We start from the raw sequence: 19,305 nt of genomic DNA on the forward strand, positions 1-19,305 counted from the left end.
TACAGAATTTGGGTGTAAGCATCTGCCCAGCTCATACCCAGACGGAATATAGACTTTGCCATTGCAAAACTGGAAATCGTAGGCGCGATGGTTGTCAGAGCTAAGAGGTAATTTTTTCATGAAAGGCGATCGCTACTAGCACTTTTTCTGTTAAATGAACAGAGCAAAGTTCTTGAGCGATCGCACTGTTGTGATTGGGATGTGAATGGCTTCTATCACTAGGATGACTGACAACAACACCCAATTCCCTCGTACAAGTGGATCACCCAATCGGGTGAATGGTTTGGGATTTTGTCCTCAATTCTTCTTAGGGTTGCAAGAGCGCCTAAATACTGTTAGAATTTAACATAAGGATTATATTCGGTTGAAAAGTTTGTTTTTTAGATGCAAACCCGTCTCCGAATCTAACTCTCCACACCTTCTGATTTCGGAGCTGCTCTATGTCAATCTATGTCGGCAACCTCTCCTATGATGTCACGGAAGAGGACATAAGAGAAGTTTTTGCCGAGTACGGAACTGTAAACAATGTTACATTGCCTAAAGACCGAGAAACCGGTCGTAAGCGGGGCTTCGCATTTGTAGAAATGGGAACATCAGAAGAAGAAACCGCTGCGATTGAGGCTCTTGATGGTGCTGAATGGATGGGCCGAAACCTGAAGGTTAATAAAGCGAAGCCTCGCGAAGAAAACAAGCCCTTCGGTGGTGGCAGTCGCTCCAACAACTTTAAATCTTCTCGACGCTACTAATGAGTTGAGAGAGAAGATCAAACTCTAAAGTCTGAAGGGCAGGCAAAGAGTCTGCCCTTTTTTGCTGATGACCGGCTGGACGCTTAAGCGCTAAGCTGGCTAATAATTCACTCAATCAGAGGAGGAAACGGGATGGCTCAAGTGATCAGAGGCGAACATGAAGGGATTGAGGCAACCTTACGTCGCTTTAAGCGAGAAGTTTCCAAAGCGGAAATTTTTCCAGACATGAAAAAGCATCGTCACTTTGAAACGCCTATTCAAAAACGCAAGCGCAAAGCCGTTGCCCGACAAAAGCAGCTTAAGAGGATGTCTCGCTACAGAAACAAAAGACGTGATTAATTAATTGTAAGTTGCATTCATACAACTTATGCTCTCTCCCCATCCATTTTTCTCTGAAGCATGGATTTAGGGAGTTTATTTGTTTATTGCCCTTTATGGTTCTCATGGGGCTTCAATACGCTCAGTACACTCGGCACTATCATTGACGGGTTTATTCACTGCCTTACTAACTGCGTAAGCCGTCATTTCTTCCGTTGGATAAGGACGCAGTAAAGTCTCCAATGACTCCCGTTGTTTCATCTGTGGGTTCAACCACAAATCGTAGCTTGTTGGGTCAAGAATGACTGGCATTCGGTTATGAATAGGACGCATCAACTCATTCGCCTCCGTGGTTAAGAGAGTACAAGACTCAATCGCCTCACCATTGGCTTCTTGCCAGCGTTCCCACAAGCCAGCAAACGCAAAGGGATATCCATCCTTCAAGCGAAAATAATACGGCTGCTTTTGTTTTTGATTCTCCTGTTGCTGCCATTCATAAAAACCATCAGCTAGTACCAAACATCGCCGTTGCCGGAAGGCACTGCGAAATGATGGTTTCTCAGCTACAGTTTCTGCTCTGGCATTGATTAGCCGTGCCCCCATTTTTGGGTCTTTCGCCCAACTGGGAATCAAACCCCAATGTAACATTTTGAACTGCCTGTCTTGGTGGTCTGGAGTTTGTAAAACCGTAGCCACCGACTGAGTAGGTGCAATATTGTATCGGGGTGTCAAGGGAGGAACAGCCACCTGAAAAACCTGAGCGATTGTTTCTGCTGATTGGCTCTGACTAAATCTTCCACACATGTTTTTATCCTATGGCCTGTATGATGAAATCCATTTTTTCTATATATAGTATATCTGTACTGATGTGAATCAAAAAATCAACCATTTTTTTCTTTTTACTAGCCTGTTTTTCAGGTGGAGAACTAGCAAAAGACACCTGATAGAGGTAATCTTTTTTTAGCTGGTCACCGTGTCACTCAGAAAAAACAATGAATCAGGGTGGTAGAGCCGTCATTTCTGGGAATGTGTTAGAAAAAACGGTTGAAACAATCTTACAGGTACATGGATATACCGAAATCTGTCGAGATTTGCCTAAAAAACGACGACGCGACTGGCTGTTATACTCGAATGAGCCAGCCAAACGATATGCTAAACAGGTTTATATTGGTTCGGGAATTTATGGAACAGCGATTTACGTAGATTTTTATGTTTTTAATTCTGTAGCCATTCCCAATGGTCTTATTGTTGAATGCAAATGGCAGCAAGCTGGTGGTTCAGTTGATGAAAAACTTCCTTACCTTAATTTAAATATACAGACTTGTTATCCCTCTCCCGCTGTCGTCTTGATTGATGGTGAAGGAATGAAAAAAGGAGCGATCAATTGGCTAACAAGACAAGTAGATTCTAATTCTAATTTACTGGCTGTACATAACCTAACCCGTTTTATAATTTGGGCTAACAACCATCTTTAATTAATAAGAGGTGATTAAAACCTCAGAAATTTTTCCTCGCTTACTGGCTTTAGAGTTAATTAACCGAGTGGCTGATATTGAATTAATTTTAAAATCACGGTAGAGTTCTCGGATGAAATTACAATCCGAATTAGAAAGCATAACTTTGACACCCCGTTGAGCTAGCTCGGCAAAAACTTCTTTAAGTTTTATCTGATCATCCGACCTAAAAGCATAACGGCTATAAGCTGTAAAATTACTCGTAGGACTGATTGGATAATAAGGGGGATCAAAATAAACAAAGTCATCACAGCTATCCGCATAGTCAAGAATGTATTCAAAAGGCTTTACATGAATTTGAGCATTCTGAAGTGCAAAACAGGCTGACCTTAGTAAAGATGGATTGCAAATTCTAGGATTTTTATATTGACCGAGGGGAACATTGAATTGACCTTGAGAATTCTCTCGATATAAACCATTAAAACAAGTTTTGTTGAGATAGATAAGACGTGCAGCTTTCTCCAGATTAGTGATGCCATTACGTTGACGTATATCATAATAATATTCTTTACAATGGTTGCTCTGATGTGCATCCAAAAGAACAATCAACTCCTCAACATTGTCTTTGACGCATCGATAAACATTAACAAGTTCGGCGTTAATATCCGTTAAAATAGATGATGGTGGATTAAGATAAAAAAAGACAGCACCTCCTCCGAGAAAAGGTTCATAATAATTCTTAAAGGCTTTAGGGAAATAATGTATATATTGCTGAATAAGCTGACTCTTCCCACCCGCCCACTTTAGGAATGGCCGAGGCACAACAGTTGGCTGAACAATAGTATGCATTGAGCTAAAAAACAGTGATAAGTGAGTAAAAATTTATTTTTTCAGTTTTTATCCTTTGTTTGTTCCGTAACTAGATAAACTTTATAAAATTATTTTTTGATTCTACTAAAAAAATGCAAATATTGGCAAAAACTTATGCTTCAAATTTATATCTCTTTATTTTAGTAACTTTAGTCTATTTCATCATTAATATTTTAAGCTATAGATTAATCAAAAGCAAATTATCTATTCCTAATGTAAAAATTAGCTTGATTGTTTCTCGTATTCTAATCACTAATTACATTTTTTTATTAGTCTTCTACGCTACACACAATAATTTTTTTGACCATGCAGAGGCGAATATAGCTACTGTGTCCTGGCTTTTTCAAATAGGCAAGCCTATTTATCATGAATTAGAATCTCCTGAGCGCTACAGTATTCCCTATGGCCCAATGCTATATGTTATTAATGGATTTTTCTTAAGTCTACTTAAGCCAAGTATATTTTCTGCAAAAATTGGTGGCACCTTAGCTGGCGGTCTGAGCCTGTTGTTGATATTCTATACTTTAAAAAAATTGGTAGGTTCTCAAATTGCAACTTTTTGCTTAGGTTATATAAGTTTAATTTTTATTTCAACTTATTTTTATTTCGCCGCAGCAACTTTTTGGAACAGAAGCGATTCTTTTCTCCTCATGTTCGTATCACTAGGGTTGCTAACGGTAGTTAGAACAACTTCATTGCTGGCAATCTTATGTTCTTCCTTATGTATAGGTATTAGTGTAAATCTCAAAATACACGCCATATTCTATTTTTTACCTGTTTATATTTTGTTGTATTTTCGTCATAAAATTTCTTCTCTTCTATTTTCAATCTTAGCTTCTCTAAATCTGGGAATTTTCCCTTTTATTTTCCTGCCACAAGTGTCTCTAAAAAACTATATGCTTTGGCTACAGGAGTTTGGTAGCCAAGGGCTATCACTGAACTTATTAAAGGGAAATATAGTTTGGTCTATCTACTTATTAGCACCTATACTATTTTTGTTTATTTATTTTAGAGTTATTAATCAAAATGAATTTAATATTTTCATTAAAAAGCATAAATATTTTATTTTCTCCCTTTTTATAAGCCTTCTGGGTGTAGCAGTAATAGGTTCTAAACAGGGTGCAGGAATGAACCATTTACTTCCCTTTGTACCCACAGAAGCTTATTTATTCGCATTGACTTTGTCTCAAGCCATGGCGGTCGAAAAAAAGCAAATTTTTCAAGATATCAATAAATATTATTATTGTTTTTATATAAGCTTAATATGTGCTTTGTTAAGCGTTACTCTAGTAAGAGGAACAATCAATGCAAGCAAACTCATTGAGTTATCAAGAAAATACCAGAATGAACCCATTCAGGAAATTAATAAAGTTGTTAAATCTTATCAAGGGATTACTATTGGAATGGGCTATGGGGGTGATTATGATTTAACCTACTATCGACCGATTTTAGCATACCAGGGAAATCCTTACTTACTGGATGCCGTTTCTATGATGGATTCGGAGTTTTTAGGCAAAGAAACACCGATTGCCACATTGAAAGCTCTAAGCTCATGTCAAACGGATTTATGGTTAATTCCTAAAGGAAGTTCGCCCTTTGAACTCTATAATTACTTTAATCAACGGCAAGTTTTTAGTGAAAAATTAAAATCAACTTTTTTGTTAAACTATGAATTAAGGAATCACACCAAACATTACAACTTATGGTTTTGTAAAACAAAAAAATGACAAAACACTACAATTAGAGAATAATCTAAAGACTCTAGCTGGAATAAACTATCACAAGCAGTGCAGCGATGATAGCAAGCCACTAAAATAACCTCATGGCTTGTCGATCTCACTCACAAGTGCTAACAGTAAACAGTGACCTCGTAAACTTTTTTAGGAAAATGCAAGATTTTTGGGAGAATGTCTCTCGCTACCCCCGTTTCTTTATCACCTTCACCTTGGGGATCTTTTATTTCTTATTCGAGCGACTGAAGCCTCTATTTGAGCGCCCTCTCACAGCGATCGCCTTGACGGGTATCCTGATCGCAGGCTTTTTCTTCATTGCTTTCACTCTCCGGGCTATGCTAGGTTTGAGTCCTGTTTAAAGAGGGGAGTTCACATAACCGCAAGTTAGAAGAAGGTATACATGACGCCCTCTCCCTTTGGACTGACGTTAGAAAAATTCAATGCCTGTCAATATTATTCTTAGTGAACTACTATAGCTCGTTGGAAGCGACTGTCTGTAGTGTAACAAAGGGGGCGTTATGCCTACAAGTCGCCGTGTTTCTCGCGTTGCCTCGCTGATTCAGCAAGAAGTCAGCCAAATGGTACTCCACGAAATCAAAGATGACCGAGTGGGGGCTGGTATGGTTAGCGTTACCGATGTGGACGTATCTGGCGACCTCCAGCATGCAAAAATCTATGTGTCAATCTACGGCACTGATGAAGCAAGGGCAGAAACCATGGCTGGGTTAAAGTCAGCCACAGGTTATGTCCGTCGCGCATTGGGTCAACGAATTCGCTTACGCCGAACACCAGAGGTTATCTTTATTGAAGACCGAGGGTTAGAAAGAGGCGATCGCATGTTGGCACTCCTCGATCAGCTGAGTGAAGAGCGTCAGAGCAAGGAGTTGGAAGACGATATCCCTGAGGCCGAAGATTGAAATTTGCACTGAAACCTCTGCCGGATTTCAACGGCTTAGCTCTCGCAGAACAGGTTGCATAGATGATTCTAGTGCGATTGCCTAGCAACCTGTTCCAGTATCTAGCGTCGGCACCCTCAGCATGGAAGTTTTACTATAGGCCAGAGTTGGGCTTTGGGGGGTGATAGTGGTGGGAAAGAACATCATAGACTTGCCCTTGGTCTCAACTCAATTACGAACTTGAATGCAATAACCGTCATCCCACTCGCCATTCACGTCATTTTGTTATACTGATTCATTCTGAGTAGCCCATTTGAATGGAGTGCTGGACAATCATCTGTGCCGAAAGAATAGCTTAATAATTTTTTATGCAACGATACTTTACACCCTCTCATAATCTATGGCAGCCCTTATTTTGAGAGTTCTTTCTACCTAAGTGGCTACATCTAGGCGTTTCTTTAGGGAAAAATGGCCCAGGCTCAGGTGATCCCCACTTAAAACCATGTGCCGTCAGGACTCTCCAAATTAATCTACTGACGCACTTAGGTTAAGTTTTGTTTAAGTTTTCAATAGAGCTTTTACATTCTTAGCTGGAAGACACGCTAGCCTGGTTTCCTGTAACCCTTACAGAGAGGGCGTTTCATGCTTGGAAGAGATAAAATGTGGTTTTTACCTTTTCTTAATCTTTTGCGATCTTTATTTAAAAAGAGAATTCATTCGTAACTTTCTATACGGAACTAAATTTATTTTCACGCTAGCGAATATTCGATTATATTTAATCGTAGCTTTGTTATTTCCCTGCCTATTACCATGAGCATTAACACCGTGCCTTCTACACCTACGATTCAGTACTCCATCGATGTCATCCAAGACGAAGCGCGCCACTTAGTCGAAAAAGGCATCATTAGCCGCCAGCAGCCTATCTACGTCCTTTGCCAGTACATTCCCGCACGGGAGTGGGTTTGTGTCGAGTGTGAGCTAGAGCGGTGCGACTTCTTGCTCAGAGACCGCATTGCCGATTTGATCGGATCTGAAGAATGGGATAACGATTAATATTTTTTATGGGAAGGAGAACAAAAACTGATGACTAGGAAGACTTACCTAGTCCTTGGCAAACCTTGAGACACCTAAGCGTGATCAAAAAGACTTTTAGGACGATCTAATTGGCCAAAAATTATGGGAAAAGCTTGAAACGAACTTTCTATCCTATTAAGCTTTAATAATTCAGTCCGCCCTTTAGGGCGTTACTTATTTTAGACGGCTTGAGAAGAATCAGAGAGCACAGTGCCCAGGCTGCCCCAATCTATAGAAAGTGTTCCCAATTGCCTCGTGAGTGAAAGGTAACAAATGTAACAGCTCGACTGACTCGGCGTCTAACCCTCAACTCATCCGCTATATCGGCTAACAGACCTCCTTGAGCAATTGCCTCTAATCCGCGAAAATCAAACAATCCTGATCAGGGCGGGAAGTATTGAACTTGCTGCTAACAACCCTAAGTCACCTAGCGCCAAACCTTATAGGTTATGGCGCAGCATTTTTGTTCTTTTTGCTCAACCTTGACCAACGCAGAGCGAGTCTAACTATCTAAGTCGGAGTTCCGCAACTTCTCTAACTCAGTGCGGATGGCGGCAATTTGTGCCGTCAGTTCTTCTAATTCCAACTGTGTATTGGGTGGGGCAGGGGTGGTTGGTGGTGTCGCAGAGATATCACTCGCTGTTTCTGTTGTGGAGGAACGCCCTGGAGCACTTTGTTGCCTCCACATCTGCTCAATAAAACTTCGGGCTTCTTGCTCAGTGATTGCTCCTTTCTCGGCCCACTCAGTGACCCGTTGGCTGAACTCTAACCTCAGTTGAGACAAGCTTTCTTCACGCTTTTGAGAGTCACCGAGCGTTTCGACGAGGGAGGTCGTTGCCCCCAACGAGACACGCAGTCCAGTTTGTAGCAAATCTAGGAGATTGTTGGAGTTCATCTAAGTATCCAGTCCGGTTGCACGAATGACTTCGTTTATAATGTATCGTTTTTGGCGAATGGCTAAGAGGAGAAGGTAATTTGCAATCCTAGGACTTATGCCAATTGACCTGTTGGACTCTATTGCTAGTCGTCAGGTGGGCATCGCCTACCCTAGATTTTCTGTGTATGTTCTCAATCTTTCAGCCCACTTGCTCCACATATTGATTAACATCATCGATCACGCGCGTCAACTCCGCTTCTGTCGTCAGGCGGATGCGCTCGTCACGGAGTGTAACGAGGACTTTAGCCGCAAAGGGACTCGGCCAGATATTAGGGTTGCAGAAAATTTCTAGAAAAACATCCCCCGAATATCGGTACTCCATGGGTTTTTGAGGCGTGGGTTTGGCACCACCACCGATGGCCTGGGTCGCGGCTTTCAGGCTCTGCATCAATTGGGCGATCGCTTGCTGTAACTCTCTAGCCGCATCAGCCGTGAAGGCAAACGACACAGAACCTTCGACAAGATTAAGTTTTAGTGGAGTAGGAGCCATATGTCATGAATCTTAATATTAGGATTTTAAGGCAAGAAGTTGTAATTGAACTCCTGGAAAAATTTACCAGACAATCGGGTTCATCGGTGCATTTTTATTAAAAATACTCTCAACAAGTCCCCAAATTGACACAATGATAGGGAACCCAACTCCCCTAAAATCAGTAGGTTTCAGCCATTTTAAAGACTCAACTAAATGCTAGAAATATTAATTCAATGGGGTAGCATCTGTGGTGCAAGATAACCGAGCTGAAGTTCGTAAAGCTTTTTAAGCTTTTTCAACTGGATAGTTATTTCCGCCATGCTGCACTAGACTGCTAGTTTTCCACAGATAGGGGTACTTTTCCACAGAAAATGGCGAGTTTTCCACAAAGATAAAGAAAAGATAATCATTGCCATCGCTATTCTTAACCCAAGCTCACGCCAGATTTTTGCAACTCTTAGCTAACGCATCCGTCTGAAATTAGTTTCGAGATTACTTCCGGCTTGCCGATTTCTCACGCTGAACACTGGCACCTGTTGGCACCGCTAAGCTGTTGAAATAAAGTCCGCCAATGGTGAACATAAACAACAGGTAAGCTACGGCTTGAACCAGATAAATTTTTTCCCGATAGCCAATTAAGGCTTTAAGCACTACACCGGGAAACTTATCATCAGGTAAAATACTGCTCGTATTCCAAACGATGGGGCCTAAAATACAGGAATGGTATTTGGCAAACCGTTCATAGTAGAAGCACAACGATTCTGAACTCCGATCCATTTGAGCTAAAGTATTGATGGATTGGTCAAAATGTGCTAAAGAAGAAACCACTAAACCAGCAACAATCAGAAGTAACAAAACCCCCATGACCTGAAAGAAGAGGCGGATGTTAATTTTGACACCCCACTTGAATAGCAACACACCAATTCCGGCAGCTACTGCGATTCCAGCAAGCGCCCCTAGGGCAGGTACCAACCCTTGTTGAAATTTGGCAACGATAAACAGAACCGTCTCAAACCCTTCTCGTAGGACAGCAATCAGAATCAGGGTGAAGACGCCCCAACCTGAACCCTTCCCTTGTTGAATCGCAGAAGTGACAGCGCCTTCAACTTCTGATTTCAGGTATTTGGCCTGTTGGGTCATCCAAATCAGCATCCAACTCAGCATGGCGATCGCAATCACGCCAAAGACAGCCTCCAGCAACGGCTCAATCACAGGTGCATACTGTGGATAGGTCGTGCTCAAGGCTTGAATCCCCCAGCTAAATAAGACGCCGACCAAGGCACTAGCGACGAGTCCGACGGCGACACCCGCATAAACCCAAGGGTTCAGATGTCCAGCTTTGGCTTTTTTCAGGCAAGCCAGAACAATTCCCACCACAAGGGCGGCTTCAACGCCTTCGCGTAGAGTAATGACAAAAGTCGGTAAAGCAGCACTAAAATCCATTAGTCATTAATCCTTAGTCATGGGTTATTAGTGAGTCTTTTGTTAATAATCAGTGGTCAGTAGCCACAGACCACTGACTACTGACTCTTAACGACTGACCCCTTAACTAAAATCGCGCAACATTTTTTTAATTTCTATGTTGTGCATTTCTTCTTGACCAATCATGGTGCGGGCGTACTCTTCCAAATAAACACTGGAATCATTTACGGTTTCTAGTAATTGCTTGTAGAGATTCAGGGCTTTTTTCTCATGGTTGAGGCTTTCTTCTAAAATATCCCGTACTGAGTGCTTGTAAGTTTCCTCAATCGGAGCAATTCGCTGGCTGGGATGTCCTTCTAAACCGGTGAGAATCTCTCCTGCCTGTTGAGCATGGAGCAAGGATTCTGTGGCTTGGGCTTTGAAAAAATCCACAATCGGAGTGCGGTAGGGACCCGTCACCATCAGGGAATAGTGGGTATAACGGACTACCCCAGCCAGCTCAAATTCCATGATCGAGTTGAGGATGTCAGTGGTGCCTTTGAGATCGAGTTCCTTCATGGTGAGCCTTTGGTTTTATGGTTGTTGAAATTCTCTCATGACGATCTAAGTGCTTGTCTCAAGGTTCACCACGAAACAAAGCACTAGAGGCGAGAGCCATGCCCTGAACGGAAGTGTTTTTATCTAGGTGGGATCAATCCTAGAACGCAAACCCTTAAGGGCTTTTTGTGTATTCCGTCACGGCTTGCGAGAGGGATTGAAGGGACGTGATGGCTTTGGCTTTGTCTGGATTGGGCGGCTGTATCACCGTATTAGTGACTTGCGTAACACCTGATGCCAGTTTGTTGTAGGCTGATTGAGATTTGTTTTTAACCTGAAATTGGATGATCTTCTGCTGCCAGTTATCGCTAAAACCCTTGGCATATTGTTTGGCTTTGGCAATATCGTTAGCTTGCAATGCCTTCACGGCAGCGGGCAAATAGCCATTGAGCTTGGCTAATGTTGGCTTGGCCCCATCATTGGTTTTAGCCGTAGCCTTGGCCGTATTAGCGGGTGCTACGGCTGTCTTCCCTGTTTTTGGGCTAGCAGCGGGACTAACGCCAGGACTAGCTGCTGGATTTACAGCCGCTGTGGAATTGGGGGGAGCGGCCTTTGGCTTTTTCGGTCTTTTTACAATTTGGGGTGTTGAGACCACTGCCTCATTAGACTCTTCTTGGTTACAACCCGCTATCCCCCCAAGCAGCAGGATACTGGCAATTACCACAGCATTGAAACGCATCATTTCTAACTCCTCAAAAATTCAGGGAATAATTCTAGACGGTCTTGGTCTAATAACGAAGCACCACAGCTACGGCTGCAACTAGAATTGTCAGCTTCATCAAGATAGTAAATTACAAAACTGACACCTGAACAGAATTACTTGAGGAGAATTAACGAACCCTGAAGACAAATCTAGCGGTTTCATTAGGTTTGATTTTTCTTCGTCGCTAGAAATTAGAGGGCGTTGGATTGAGCTTAGCCGTCTGAAGCTTAGGCTTTAAGAACATTTTGAGCGTTCTGCTCAATGGTCTTGATGAGCTGGGAGACTTGCTCAGGAGTCATCACAGGTTTGGCTGGGGCTTGCGCGGAAGGCCATGCGGTTTTTAGTTGAGTCATGCTGTCGGCGATCGCTTTTTGGGCTTCGGGATTGGATTTTTTCAAGGGGTCGGAAATTTGGCTCAATAAGCTATCCGCATAGTTGACAAATCCTCGCGAGTCCTGATACTCAATTACGGCGGCTATTTTGCCATTGGCGATCGCAGCCCCATATTCTGAGTTCGCTGCATCCAGTAACTCGTTGATCACCTCTAGCACGAATTGAGGCGATTGACGCTGTTGTTCTGGCAAAACTTGAATCGCCTGATCGACTGACTGCATGGACTGATCGAAATTCGTTGCGACTTTAGCATCCTTAGAATTCGATTTCACTAAGTCTTGCAGGCTGATCAAGGTCTTCTTAAATTCTGGGACTTTCCGCTCATTGAGCTGCTCTTCCACATCGACGTAAATTTCTTCGACTGGATGACCGATGTGAGGTTCAGCTTGTTTGGGCAATTGTGCGTCTAGGAGTTCTTTTGCCACCAGCAGATGACCTTTCATCAAGCCCAGCTTACTCATGTAATCGACATCTTTGGCTTCCCCAGTGAGCACGATATCCTCAACGGTGACCATATCCTTAATTTGGTCAAACTGCTCTTGAGCAATTACCTTTTTGGACACCAGTTCATCAGGACTGCCATAAGGACGACTGGCCTGAATTTTATTAGATAGGGCTGGAATCCCTAATTTGGCTTCTAATTTGTCTAAATCGGACAAAATTGCGGTATTGATGTTGATTTTATCCTTGGCATTGCTTGAATGATGAGTGCTTGTTGCCGTCGGACTGGAATTGTTAGCTGGAGAAGAATTTGAGGTTACACCAGACTTTGGTGAGGGAGCGCAGTTCGTCAGAACGACCAACAGCGTACTGGCAACAACAAGAGCAAGGAAACGGAAAATAGACTTCATTGTAAGTTCAGAAATTTGTAATTTGAGATCAGATCTTTAGTTGCTTAATAAAATTCTTTTGCAACATCAATTTAGCTTTTTATTCTCTAGCTAATAGGAATCTTTGTCAAATAATGACCAAAAAAGTCACTAGGCTTGAGCGATGACTTCAAAATTTCCCATGCAACCGCTTTCCGCGATCGCATCTTGGTGAGGATGAAACATATACTTACCCGTGTAAGGATAGGCAAATTCCAGGATGTGCCGTTCTGCGGTCCCCATCGTAATCACATCACTTTCCTGCGTTGGCTTCAGAGTCATCCCGGTGGGATAAACGCGAAAGAAGTTGGCATGAGTATGAAAGGTGACGGCCGCGTCGAACTCAATCATATTGAGCAGATACAATCGCACGAGCTGGTTTTGGTAAATGGGGATTGGATGCTCCATATAGTAATTCGGCATCCCGTTAAAGGCATAAAGTTCATTTTTGTTGTCATCGTTAATGTCATAACCGCCCATAATCATCACCATTTCATCAGCAGGGGGACGCCCTTGGGGAGGGTCAACGATGAACATGCCATATAATCCTTTGCTGATATGGCGTGTGACGGGTGCCGTGTGGCAATGGTAGAGATGAACGCCGTAGGGTTCGGCATCAAATTCGTAAATCGTGGCCGCACCATGACGTATCGGTTTGATACCATCAGCCTCAGCCGGGTGGATGCCATGAAAATGCATGGAGTGAGAATGTCCACCGTTGTTGAGGAAAATAATCCGGACGCGATCGCCCTGTTTGGCTCGTAGAGTTGGCCCTGGCACACGACCATTGAAGTTCCAAGTCACGAAGGATACAGCACTATTGAGATGAACAGTACTGTTTCCGGCAACAATCCGAAATTCGCGAATTGTCCGTCCGTTGTCTTTTTTCACGGTGCCATAATCAAAATTTCGCAGCATTGCCATAGGGCTAATCCTGCTATCCTCTGAGGAAGAGGCGTCATTGGGAAGCAGTGGCACTCTAACCTTCGCCGTTGAGTGGCGCGTTTGAGCAAACTGTTGCACAGCCAAAGCCGCTCCCGCCACGCCAATTCCTGCTAGTCCCAACTTGAGAAGTTGACGACGATTCCACAGAGGAGTTTTCTTAAGCAGAAAGGGGTCTGGCATGAATCGCAAGTTATTGAAATAATTGTCTAGTTTAGAAGAATAATTCTTCAAGTCTAACTGTTAATTATTCTCAACAGACTGAACAATAGCCTAATTACTCTCAACTGTTGAAAGCAGTATGACCTAAATTAAGAGTACGTATTGTATCAGTTAAGAAGAAAATCGTGCGGGCTTTGATGTTTCGGTGCTGCTACAGCACGCATAAAATAACCCAACTAACCAACCCGCTAGCAAAAACTGACTCAATACTTGCGAATGATTACAGGTTAAACTTGCGAACGGCTTCCACGTAGAGGGAGATGGCTAAGTCTCGGATGATCGTTTCATCTTCCAAGCGATCGCCAAACTTCCCCTTAGCGGCTTCAATGCACATATTCATTAGCTCTGCTCTCTGTTCCACATGGGCGCTAATTAACTGCTTTTGCTCCGGCGTCCACGGCTGTTGGGTAAGGCTTGAAATTATTTCTGGCAATTCTTGGCTCTCTAGCTCTTTTCTTCTTTCAACTTCTGTGGAAAAGCCAGAGGCAATGATTCCCGCAGGTAGTGCAAATAATCCAATTCCAATAAAGGCAAGTATTGCACCAAACAATTTTCCAATCGCCGTAACTGGGTAAATATCCCCGTAACCTACAGTCGTTAGAGTAACAACGCCCCACCACATAGCCGCAGGAATACTAGGAAATGCTTCTGGCTGCGCTTCTCTTTCCGCAAAAAACATTACACTCGAAGCAAAAATCAATAAAATAAAAACAGCTACTAGAGTCATTATCAATTCATCTTTTTTAATTTTGATGACTCGTAATATAGTTCGTAAAGCTTCTGAGTATCTAATTAATTTAAGTAAGCGCAAGAGTCGAAATAAATCTGTGGATTCTACTAGAGCAACGCCCGGAAATAATAGCAGTAAGTAAAAAGGTAGAATAGCCAACAGATCGATGATGGCTAAAGGCGTGCAAGCATACCTTACCCGGCCCCAAAGGGAATGATTATAGCGGATATCAGTGGTGCATGACCAGAGGTGTAAAATGTATAATATTGTAAAGCAGACAACAGATACTACTTCAATATCAATCAAAAAAATATTAAACTCAAAACCAGTAGTTTTGGCAGTTTCTAAGATAAAAGCACTCACATCTAAAATGACCAATAAGGTTACCCCCCAATCATCAAGATTACTGAGGAAATCATTAGGATTAGAAGATTCTAATATTTCATAAACTCGTTGTTGAATTCTTGGCTGAATATTGCTCATAGCCAGAAGGAAATTCGTGAAAATATTGGGAGATATTACCACATCTTTTGAACGACAAGATGTAATAAATAGAAACGGAACATAGTCTTCCAGCAGAGTGTCATGATCGCTGGACGGAGATTAGGCGTTAGGGTAGCGAAACAAAGTCTAGCGTACCAACCCAACTCATCGTACTCTGTTCGTGGCGGTTGAGCAGGAGCTAGGGCAGCACCAGGCAACAAAAGTATTGCAGCCTGTACCGCTGATGCCGAGCCAAATTTAGGGAGAACCAGGCTAACTGAGAATGTCACAGGAAGGTCATGCCCTAGTCACAGCAATTTCACCCCCAGCGGCTAGATTTCTGAACAATTGATTGCAAAACGTGTAAATGAAAACAGACATTATTCTCAAGAGCCTAACTATTTGTGTCATCCTATCTTCACTGGTTGCGTGTTCAAACAACAAGAGTGCTGAATCCAGTTCCCTGAATCATGCGCCCACTCAGACTTCTCCAAGTGCGATGAACAGTTCCCCAAAACCCAAGGAAACTGTTAAGGGAACAAAGATTAACGTCACGGCAAAGGAAATGCTGTTTCAACTCTCGTCAGCAACAGCTCCACCTGGATGGGTTGAATTTGTGGTTAAGAACGAAGGCCAAAAGCCACACGAATTTGTAGTTCTGAAAAATGAATATCCCGCTAAAAAACTCCCACTCAAGGGAGGAAATTTGGCGGAAGACGCCAAAGGACTCAAAAACGTGGGTGAAATTAATGAAAGTAAGCTCACAAGTGGAGCAACACAAACCCTCCAGCTCAATCTCACGCCAGGGCGCTACTTACTGGTGTGCAACTTACCCGGACACTTTCAGGCGGGTATGAAAACTGAGTTTACAGTTAAATAATCTGTTGTACATGAAGCTTGTGACTAAATAAGCCGTAGATTGAATCTGGGATGGGCGACAAGCCCGCCCAGACTATATAAATTAGATGTTTAGCCTCCCGGAATTTAGGTTGTCAGCGTTGAAGTTGATAAGGGAATCGCGAGTCCAGTCGTCCTTGGATGTCCTAAGTCTGACTGTAATCGCTAAGTAAAACTGACTAAACCTTAAAAGCCCGCTAAACCATTGACTCATGCTCCAGCAACCCAATCATCCCGATCGCGAAGATGAAGTCCTAAGGCTCTATTATGAGGAACTGGCTTCAGAATACGATCGCTCCCGTTTTAACAATAGCTATGGTCGTTACATTCACAGCCAAGAGCGAGAAATTTTAAGCCGTTGGCTGGGTAGCGTCCAAACCCAATCTATACTCGATTTAGCCTGTGGGACAGGGAGATTCCTTTCTTTTGCTACAGCAGGGCTTGATTTAAGCCCCAAGATGATTGAAGTTGCCAAAACTAAATATCCAGATAAACAATTCATCCAAGCCTCAGCTTCCCATATTCCCATTGAGTCGGGTCAGTATGATGCTGTTTTTTCCCTACATCTTTTCATGCACTTAAGCCAAGCTAAAATTCAGGCTATTGTGGATGAATGTTATCGAATACTCCGTCCCAATGGAATTTTAATCTTCGATATTCCCTGCGCTTTACGTCGGAAACTTATAGCTTATAAAGCGGAAGACTGGCATGGCGCGACTTCTTTTTCCCTGAACGATATTCATCAGCTGTGTACTGGAAAATGGCAGGTAGAAGAATTAGTTGGCGTTAATTTCCTTCCCATTCATCGGTTTCCTAACCCAACTCGTTCTCTTTGGCTACCTGTAGATAAATTTTTAAGTCACAGCTTTCTCAAATTACTGGCATCTTACTATTTCGTTAAACTGATCAAGCTCTGAGCTATAATCCAAGCTCCTTTCTCAAATTTACCCCAAGCCTTTATTTCCTAGCAACGAAAATGGAGATGGATTGGGATTGAATGTCAAATTCTGAGCAATTTAGTTGATGTTTGGTATGAAGCACTTAATTCCCTCTGGATTAAAACTACACTTAAAGTTATTCCAAAGATACCAGTTAGATTGGGTCAATAATCACCAAGATAAGTTTGTGAATTTTCAGCCAATCAATGAGGGAGATAAAATTTTATTTCAACCCAGAATTAGCATCTCTCAAGCTATCAAACAAACCCAGCATTCGGAAAATAAAAAACACAATTTTAATCTAGCGATCGCAAGGATTCAAGATGTAGCCATCCAGCCAGGTGAAATTTTCTCTTTTTGGCATCTAGTAGGAAAACCAGACCGAGCAAGAGGTTATCGAGAAGGGCGATCACTGGTAGCTAACCAACTGAAAGCTGAAGTCGGAGGGGGATTATGTCAATTATCAGGACTGCTCTATTTGTTAACCTTAAAAGCTGGGCTTACTACACTCGAAAGACATGCTCATTCTCATGATATCTATACCGAGTCAACCCGATTTGCACCTTTAGGGTCAGATGCTACCGTTGTTTATGGGTATAAAGATTTTAGATTTCAAAATAACTTATCGATTCCCGTGAGTTTTCGATTTAGTATACACGAAGAGGAAATCCGAGCAGCTTTATGTTCTCCTCAGCCCATTCCCGAATATCGAATTGAATTTAAAGTAGAAGACTTTGACGGTGGGGCTAAAGTGGATACAGTTCGTTTTGTTCCACAAAGTCATACAGTTGAAGTCATCAATACCACAACCTATGAAAAATTAATATCAAATCCTCATCCTGCTCACTAAAGGTTGTCTGCCAACTTTTGTAAAGACGAAAAACTCAACCTCTCTCTTTCTTACTCTGCGCCCTCTATGCCTCTGTGGTTAGTTAAAAATAAACTAACAAGACACCACCCCCAAAAGTTAAAACTAACTCATCAACGCCATGGCAACAGGGGCATCTTTAAGCTGACAATAGGGACGACTATAACTCAAAGGTGACTCTAAAGCGTGCTGAACCAAAAATTCTGGATTACTCATGACTTGCTCAGTTTGACCATCGAATACAATTTCTCCCTGACTTAAAACAACCGTGCGATCGCACAATTCCAAAGCTAAATCCAAATCGTGCGTTGCAATCAGTTGGGTTAACGGCAAACTGTGCAATAAATTAATTAACTGACGACGAGAACGGGGGTCTAATTGAGCAGAAGGTTCATCAAAAACCAACACCTGCGGATTCATGGCTAAAACACCCGCGATCGCAATTCGTTTCTTCTCCCCCCCCGATAAATTATCCGTATTGCGTTGACCATAGTAATCGGGGTCAATACCAACCGCTGCCATCGCTTGGCAAACGCGATCAATCAGTTTTTCATCTCGCAAACCCTGATTCATCGGGCCAAAACTTACATCATCCCAAACCGTAGGCATAAAGAGCTGATCATCGGGGTTTTGAAAGACTAATCCCACAAAATTGCGAATCTCTCGTAAATTCTCCGGCGTGACAGACCATTCTCCAATCGTTACCGTTCCTTCCTGGGGCAGAATGATCCCATTTAAGTGTAATTGTAAGGTAGACTTGCCCGAACCATTAGCTCCTATTAAAGCAACCCTTTCACTGGCTTTGATGGAAAGATTAATACCCCTCAAAGCATGAGTGCCATCAGGGTAAATATAGGTAAGGTTTTCAATTGCGATCGGATTATGATGCATGAGGCTGTTGAACGTAAGAATTGTGGCTCAAGGGTATGGAGTGAGAGCTTCAGTGCGGCCTACAACCCTAAACGTAAGTAAACCGCTTGCCCCAACACTATCCAAATACTAGTTATAGTCAAAGCCATGATATCCAGTCGTCCGCCGGATGGTACTTTTTCCACAAGCGGCACGCCTTGATAACCCCGTGCCTGCATCGCTTGATAAACGCGATCTCCCCGTTCATAGGTGCGGATGAACAGAGAACCTATCATATTGCCAATGACTCGGCGCTGCCATTGATTGTTACCACTCAAATTGCGAGATGCTGCCGCCCGCCGCATGGCGTTAAACTCTTCAATCAAGACATTGATGTAGCGATACATGGATGCCAAAATCGCGACTAACAGGGGCGGAGTTCGCAGGGCAACTAAGGCATTGAGCAATGCTGGAATGGAAGTGGTTAGGGTCAATACATTCAACATCATCAGGGAGAGTAAGGCTTTGAGCGTAACACTCCCCAACACCGTTAACCCCACTGTCGTAATTTTCAGCACACCCCAAGACCAAAGTACCTCGCCGCCCTCTCGAAACAACGTACCCAACAGCACAACCCCAACAAACGCAAACTCAACGGCGATGCGCTTGAGCAACACGGGTAGAGTTACCCGACTCAGCAAGATAACACTTAGCACAGCTAAGGCATAAATCCCCCAAGTCCACCAACGCCCATTGGGGGTGAGTGCGATCGCAAATACTAAAAGCAGCGTACACAAAAGTCGGGTACGGGGCGCTAATAAGTGCCAGCTCGTCGTTTGCTTGCTATCAATATCGAGATGAAACGCCCCTATGTGCAGCAGCATTCAGTTAA

General features: G+C 42.8%; 22 protein-coding genes. 10 read left to right on the plus strand and 12 right to left on the minus strand.

What is annotated here, in order from left to right; genetic code table 11:
* Positions 1-440: 440 nt before the first annotated feature.
* Together NDI48_05785 and rpsU are read left to right on the plus strand one after the other, a co-directional pair.
* On the plus strand, positions 441-746 hold the full coding sequence (locus tag NDI48_05785; GenBank protein ID MEP0830718.1) for an RNA-binding protein: 306 nt from the start codon (positions 441-443) through the stop codon (positions 744-746).
* 132 nt (positions 747-878) lie between these two features.
* The gene (rpsU, locus tag NDI48_05790) at positions 879-1,085 is read left to right on the plus strand and encodes a 30S ribosomal protein S21 (protein MEP0830719.1); all 207 of its coding nucleotides are present in this window, start codon (positions 879-881) and stop codon (positions 1,083-1,085) included.
* A gap of 102 nt (positions 1,086-1,187) precedes the next feature.
* Here the strand turns inward: rpsU and NDI48_05795 are convergent, their stop codons facing one another.
* The gene (locus NDI48_05795; protein MEP0830720.1) at positions 1,188-1,868 is read right to left on the minus strand and encodes an SOS response-associated peptidase; all 681 of its coding nucleotides are present in this window, start codon (positions 1,866-1,868) and stop codon (positions 1,188-1,190) included.
* Positions 1,869-2,056: 188 nt separating this feature from the next.
* Between NDI48_05795 and NDI48_05800 the strand changes: the two genes are divergently transcribed.
* Entirely contained in the window at positions 2,057-2,539 is a 483-nt protein-coding gene (locus tag NDI48_05800; protein ID MEP0830721.1) for a hypothetical protein, read from the plus strand.
* Here NDI48_05800 and NDI48_05805 read toward each other — a convergent pair whose 3' ends face one another.
* Positions 2,540-3,367: a DNA adenine methylase gene (locus tag NDI48_05805; protein ID MEP0830722.1), complete on the minus strand. Its 828-nt coding sequence runs from the start codon at positions 3,365-3,367 to the stop codon at positions 2,540-2,542.
* Between the two features lie 113 nt (positions 3,368-3,480).
* Here NDI48_05805 and NDI48_05810 point away from each other — a divergent pair, with 113 nt between their 5' ends.
* The 4 genes from NDI48_05810 (at position 3,481) to NDI48_05825 (ending at position 7,070) form a co-directional block, all read left to right on the plus strand.
* Complete coding sequence (locus NDI48_05810; GenBank protein ID MEP0830723.1) at positions 3,481-5,115, plus strand: hypothetical protein; 1,635 nt, start codon at positions 3,481-3,483, stop codon at positions 5,113-5,115.
* 161 nt (positions 5,116-5,276) lie between these two features.
* Entirely contained in the window at positions 5,277-5,480 is a 204-nt protein-coding gene (locus tag NDI48_05815; protein MEP0830724.1) for a DUF751 family protein, read from the plus strand.
* A gap of 159 nt (positions 5,481-5,639) precedes the next feature.
* Positions 5,640-6,038: a 30S ribosome-binding factor RbfA gene (gene rbfA / locus NDI48_05820; protein MEP0830725.1), complete on the plus strand. Its 399-nt coding sequence runs from the start codon at positions 5,640-5,642 to the stop codon at positions 6,036-6,038.
* A 789-nt stretch (positions 6,039-6,827) separates the two neighbouring features.
* Complete coding sequence (locus tag NDI48_05825) at positions 6,828-7,070, plus strand: DUF4327 family protein (protein MEP0830726.1); 243 nt, start codon at positions 6,828-6,830, stop codon at positions 7,068-7,070.
* A 523-nt stretch (positions 7,071-7,593) separates the two neighbouring features.
* On the opposite strand, the gene NDI48_05830 is transcribed toward NDI48_05825, so the two are convergent.
* From NDI48_05830 to NDI48_05865, 8 genes are all read right to left on the minus strand, one after another.
* Positions 7,594-7,986, minus strand: a complete 393-nt coding sequence (locus NDI48_05830) for a hypothetical protein (GenBank protein ID MEP0830727.1) — start codon at positions 7,984-7,986, stop codon at positions 7,594-7,596.
* A 181-nt stretch (positions 7,987-8,167) separates the two neighbouring features.
* Positions 8,168-8,518 (minus strand): hypothetical protein, encoded by a 351-nt coding sequence (locus tag NDI48_05835; protein MEP0830728.1) that lies wholly within the window; start codon positions 8,516-8,518, stop codon positions 8,168-8,170.
* Positions 8,519-8,992: 474 nt separating this feature from the next.
* Positions 8,993-9,943 carry an FTR1 family iron permease gene (locus NDI48_05840; protein MEP0830729.1) on the minus strand — a complete coding sequence of 317 codons (951 nt, stop codon included), beginning with the start codon at positions 9,941-9,943 and terminating at the stop codon, positions 8,993-8,995.
* A 102-nt stretch (positions 9,944-10,045) separates the two neighbouring features.
* Positions 10,046-10,480, minus strand: a complete 435-nt coding sequence (locus tag NDI48_05845) for a bacterioferritin (GenBank protein MEP0830730.1) — start codon at positions 10,478-10,480, stop codon at positions 10,046-10,048.
* 154 nt (positions 10,481-10,634) lie between these two features.
* Positions 10,635-11,201 (minus strand): hypothetical protein, encoded by a 567-nt coding sequence (locus NDI48_05850; GenBank protein ID MEP0830731.1) that lies wholly within the window; start codon positions 11,199-11,201, stop codon positions 10,635-10,637.
* Positions 11,202-11,449: 248 nt separating this feature from the next.
* On the minus strand, positions 11,450-12,466 hold the full coding sequence (locus NDI48_05855) for a helix-hairpin-helix domain-containing protein (protein MEP0830732.1): 1,017 nt from the start codon (positions 12,464-12,466) through the stop codon (positions 11,450-11,452).
* A 129-nt stretch (positions 12,467-12,595) separates the two neighbouring features.
* Entirely contained in the window at positions 12,596-13,609 is a 1,014-nt protein-coding gene (locus tag NDI48_05860; protein MEP0830733.1) for a multicopper oxidase domain-containing protein, read from the minus strand.
* A 259-nt stretch (positions 13,610-13,868) separates the two neighbouring features.
* Positions 13,869-14,861 (minus strand): ion transporter, encoded by a 993-nt coding sequence (locus NDI48_05865; GenBank protein MEP0830734.1) that lies wholly within the window; start codon positions 14,859-14,861, stop codon positions 13,869-13,871.
* Positions 14,862-15,360: 499 nt separating this feature from the next.
* Between NDI48_05865 and NDI48_05870 the strand changes: the two genes are divergently transcribed.
* The 3 genes from NDI48_05870 to NDI48_05880 all read left to right on the plus strand — a co-directional run bounded on the left by NDI48_05870 (position 15,361) and on the right by NDI48_05880 (position 17,546).
* Entirely contained in the window at positions 15,361-15,741 is a 381-nt protein-coding gene (locus NDI48_05870) for a cupredoxin domain-containing protein (GenBank protein MEP0830735.1), read from the plus strand.
* Positions 15,742-15,970: 229 nt separating this feature from the next.
* Positions 15,971-16,675 carry a class I SAM-dependent methyltransferase gene (locus NDI48_05875; protein ID MEP0830736.1) on the plus strand — a complete coding sequence of 235 codons (705 nt, stop codon included), beginning with the start codon at positions 15,971-15,973 and terminating at the stop codon, positions 16,673-16,675.
* A gap of 115 nt (positions 16,676-16,790) precedes the next feature.
* Positions 16,791-17,546 (plus strand): VanW family protein, encoded by a 756-nt coding sequence (locus NDI48_05880; protein MEP0830737.1) that lies wholly within the window; start codon positions 16,791-16,793, stop codon positions 17,544-17,546.
* A 123-nt stretch (positions 17,547-17,669) separates the two neighbouring features.
* On the opposite strand, the gene NDI48_05885 is transcribed toward NDI48_05880, so the two are convergent.
* Together NDI48_05885 and cbiQ are read right to left on the minus strand one after the other, a co-directional pair.
* Positions 17,670-18,455 carry an ATP-binding cassette domain-containing protein gene (locus NDI48_05885; protein ID MEP0830738.1) on the minus strand — a complete coding sequence of 262 codons (786 nt, stop codon included), beginning with the start codon at positions 18,453-18,455 and terminating at the stop codon, positions 17,670-17,672.
* Between the two features lie 59 nt (positions 18,456-18,514).
* Positions 18,515-19,297, minus strand: coding sequence for a cobalt ECF transporter T component CbiQ (gene cbiQ / locus NDI48_05890; protein ID MEP0830739.1), 783 nt, complete (start codon positions 19,295-19,297; stop codon positions 18,515-18,517).
* Positions 19,298-19,305: the final 8 nt, after the last annotated feature.

This window comes from Microcoleus sp. AS-A8, assembly GCA_039962225.1.
Classification (GTDB): Bacteria; Cyanobacteriota; Cyanobacteriia; order Cyanobacteriales; family Coleofasciculaceae; genus Allocoleopsis.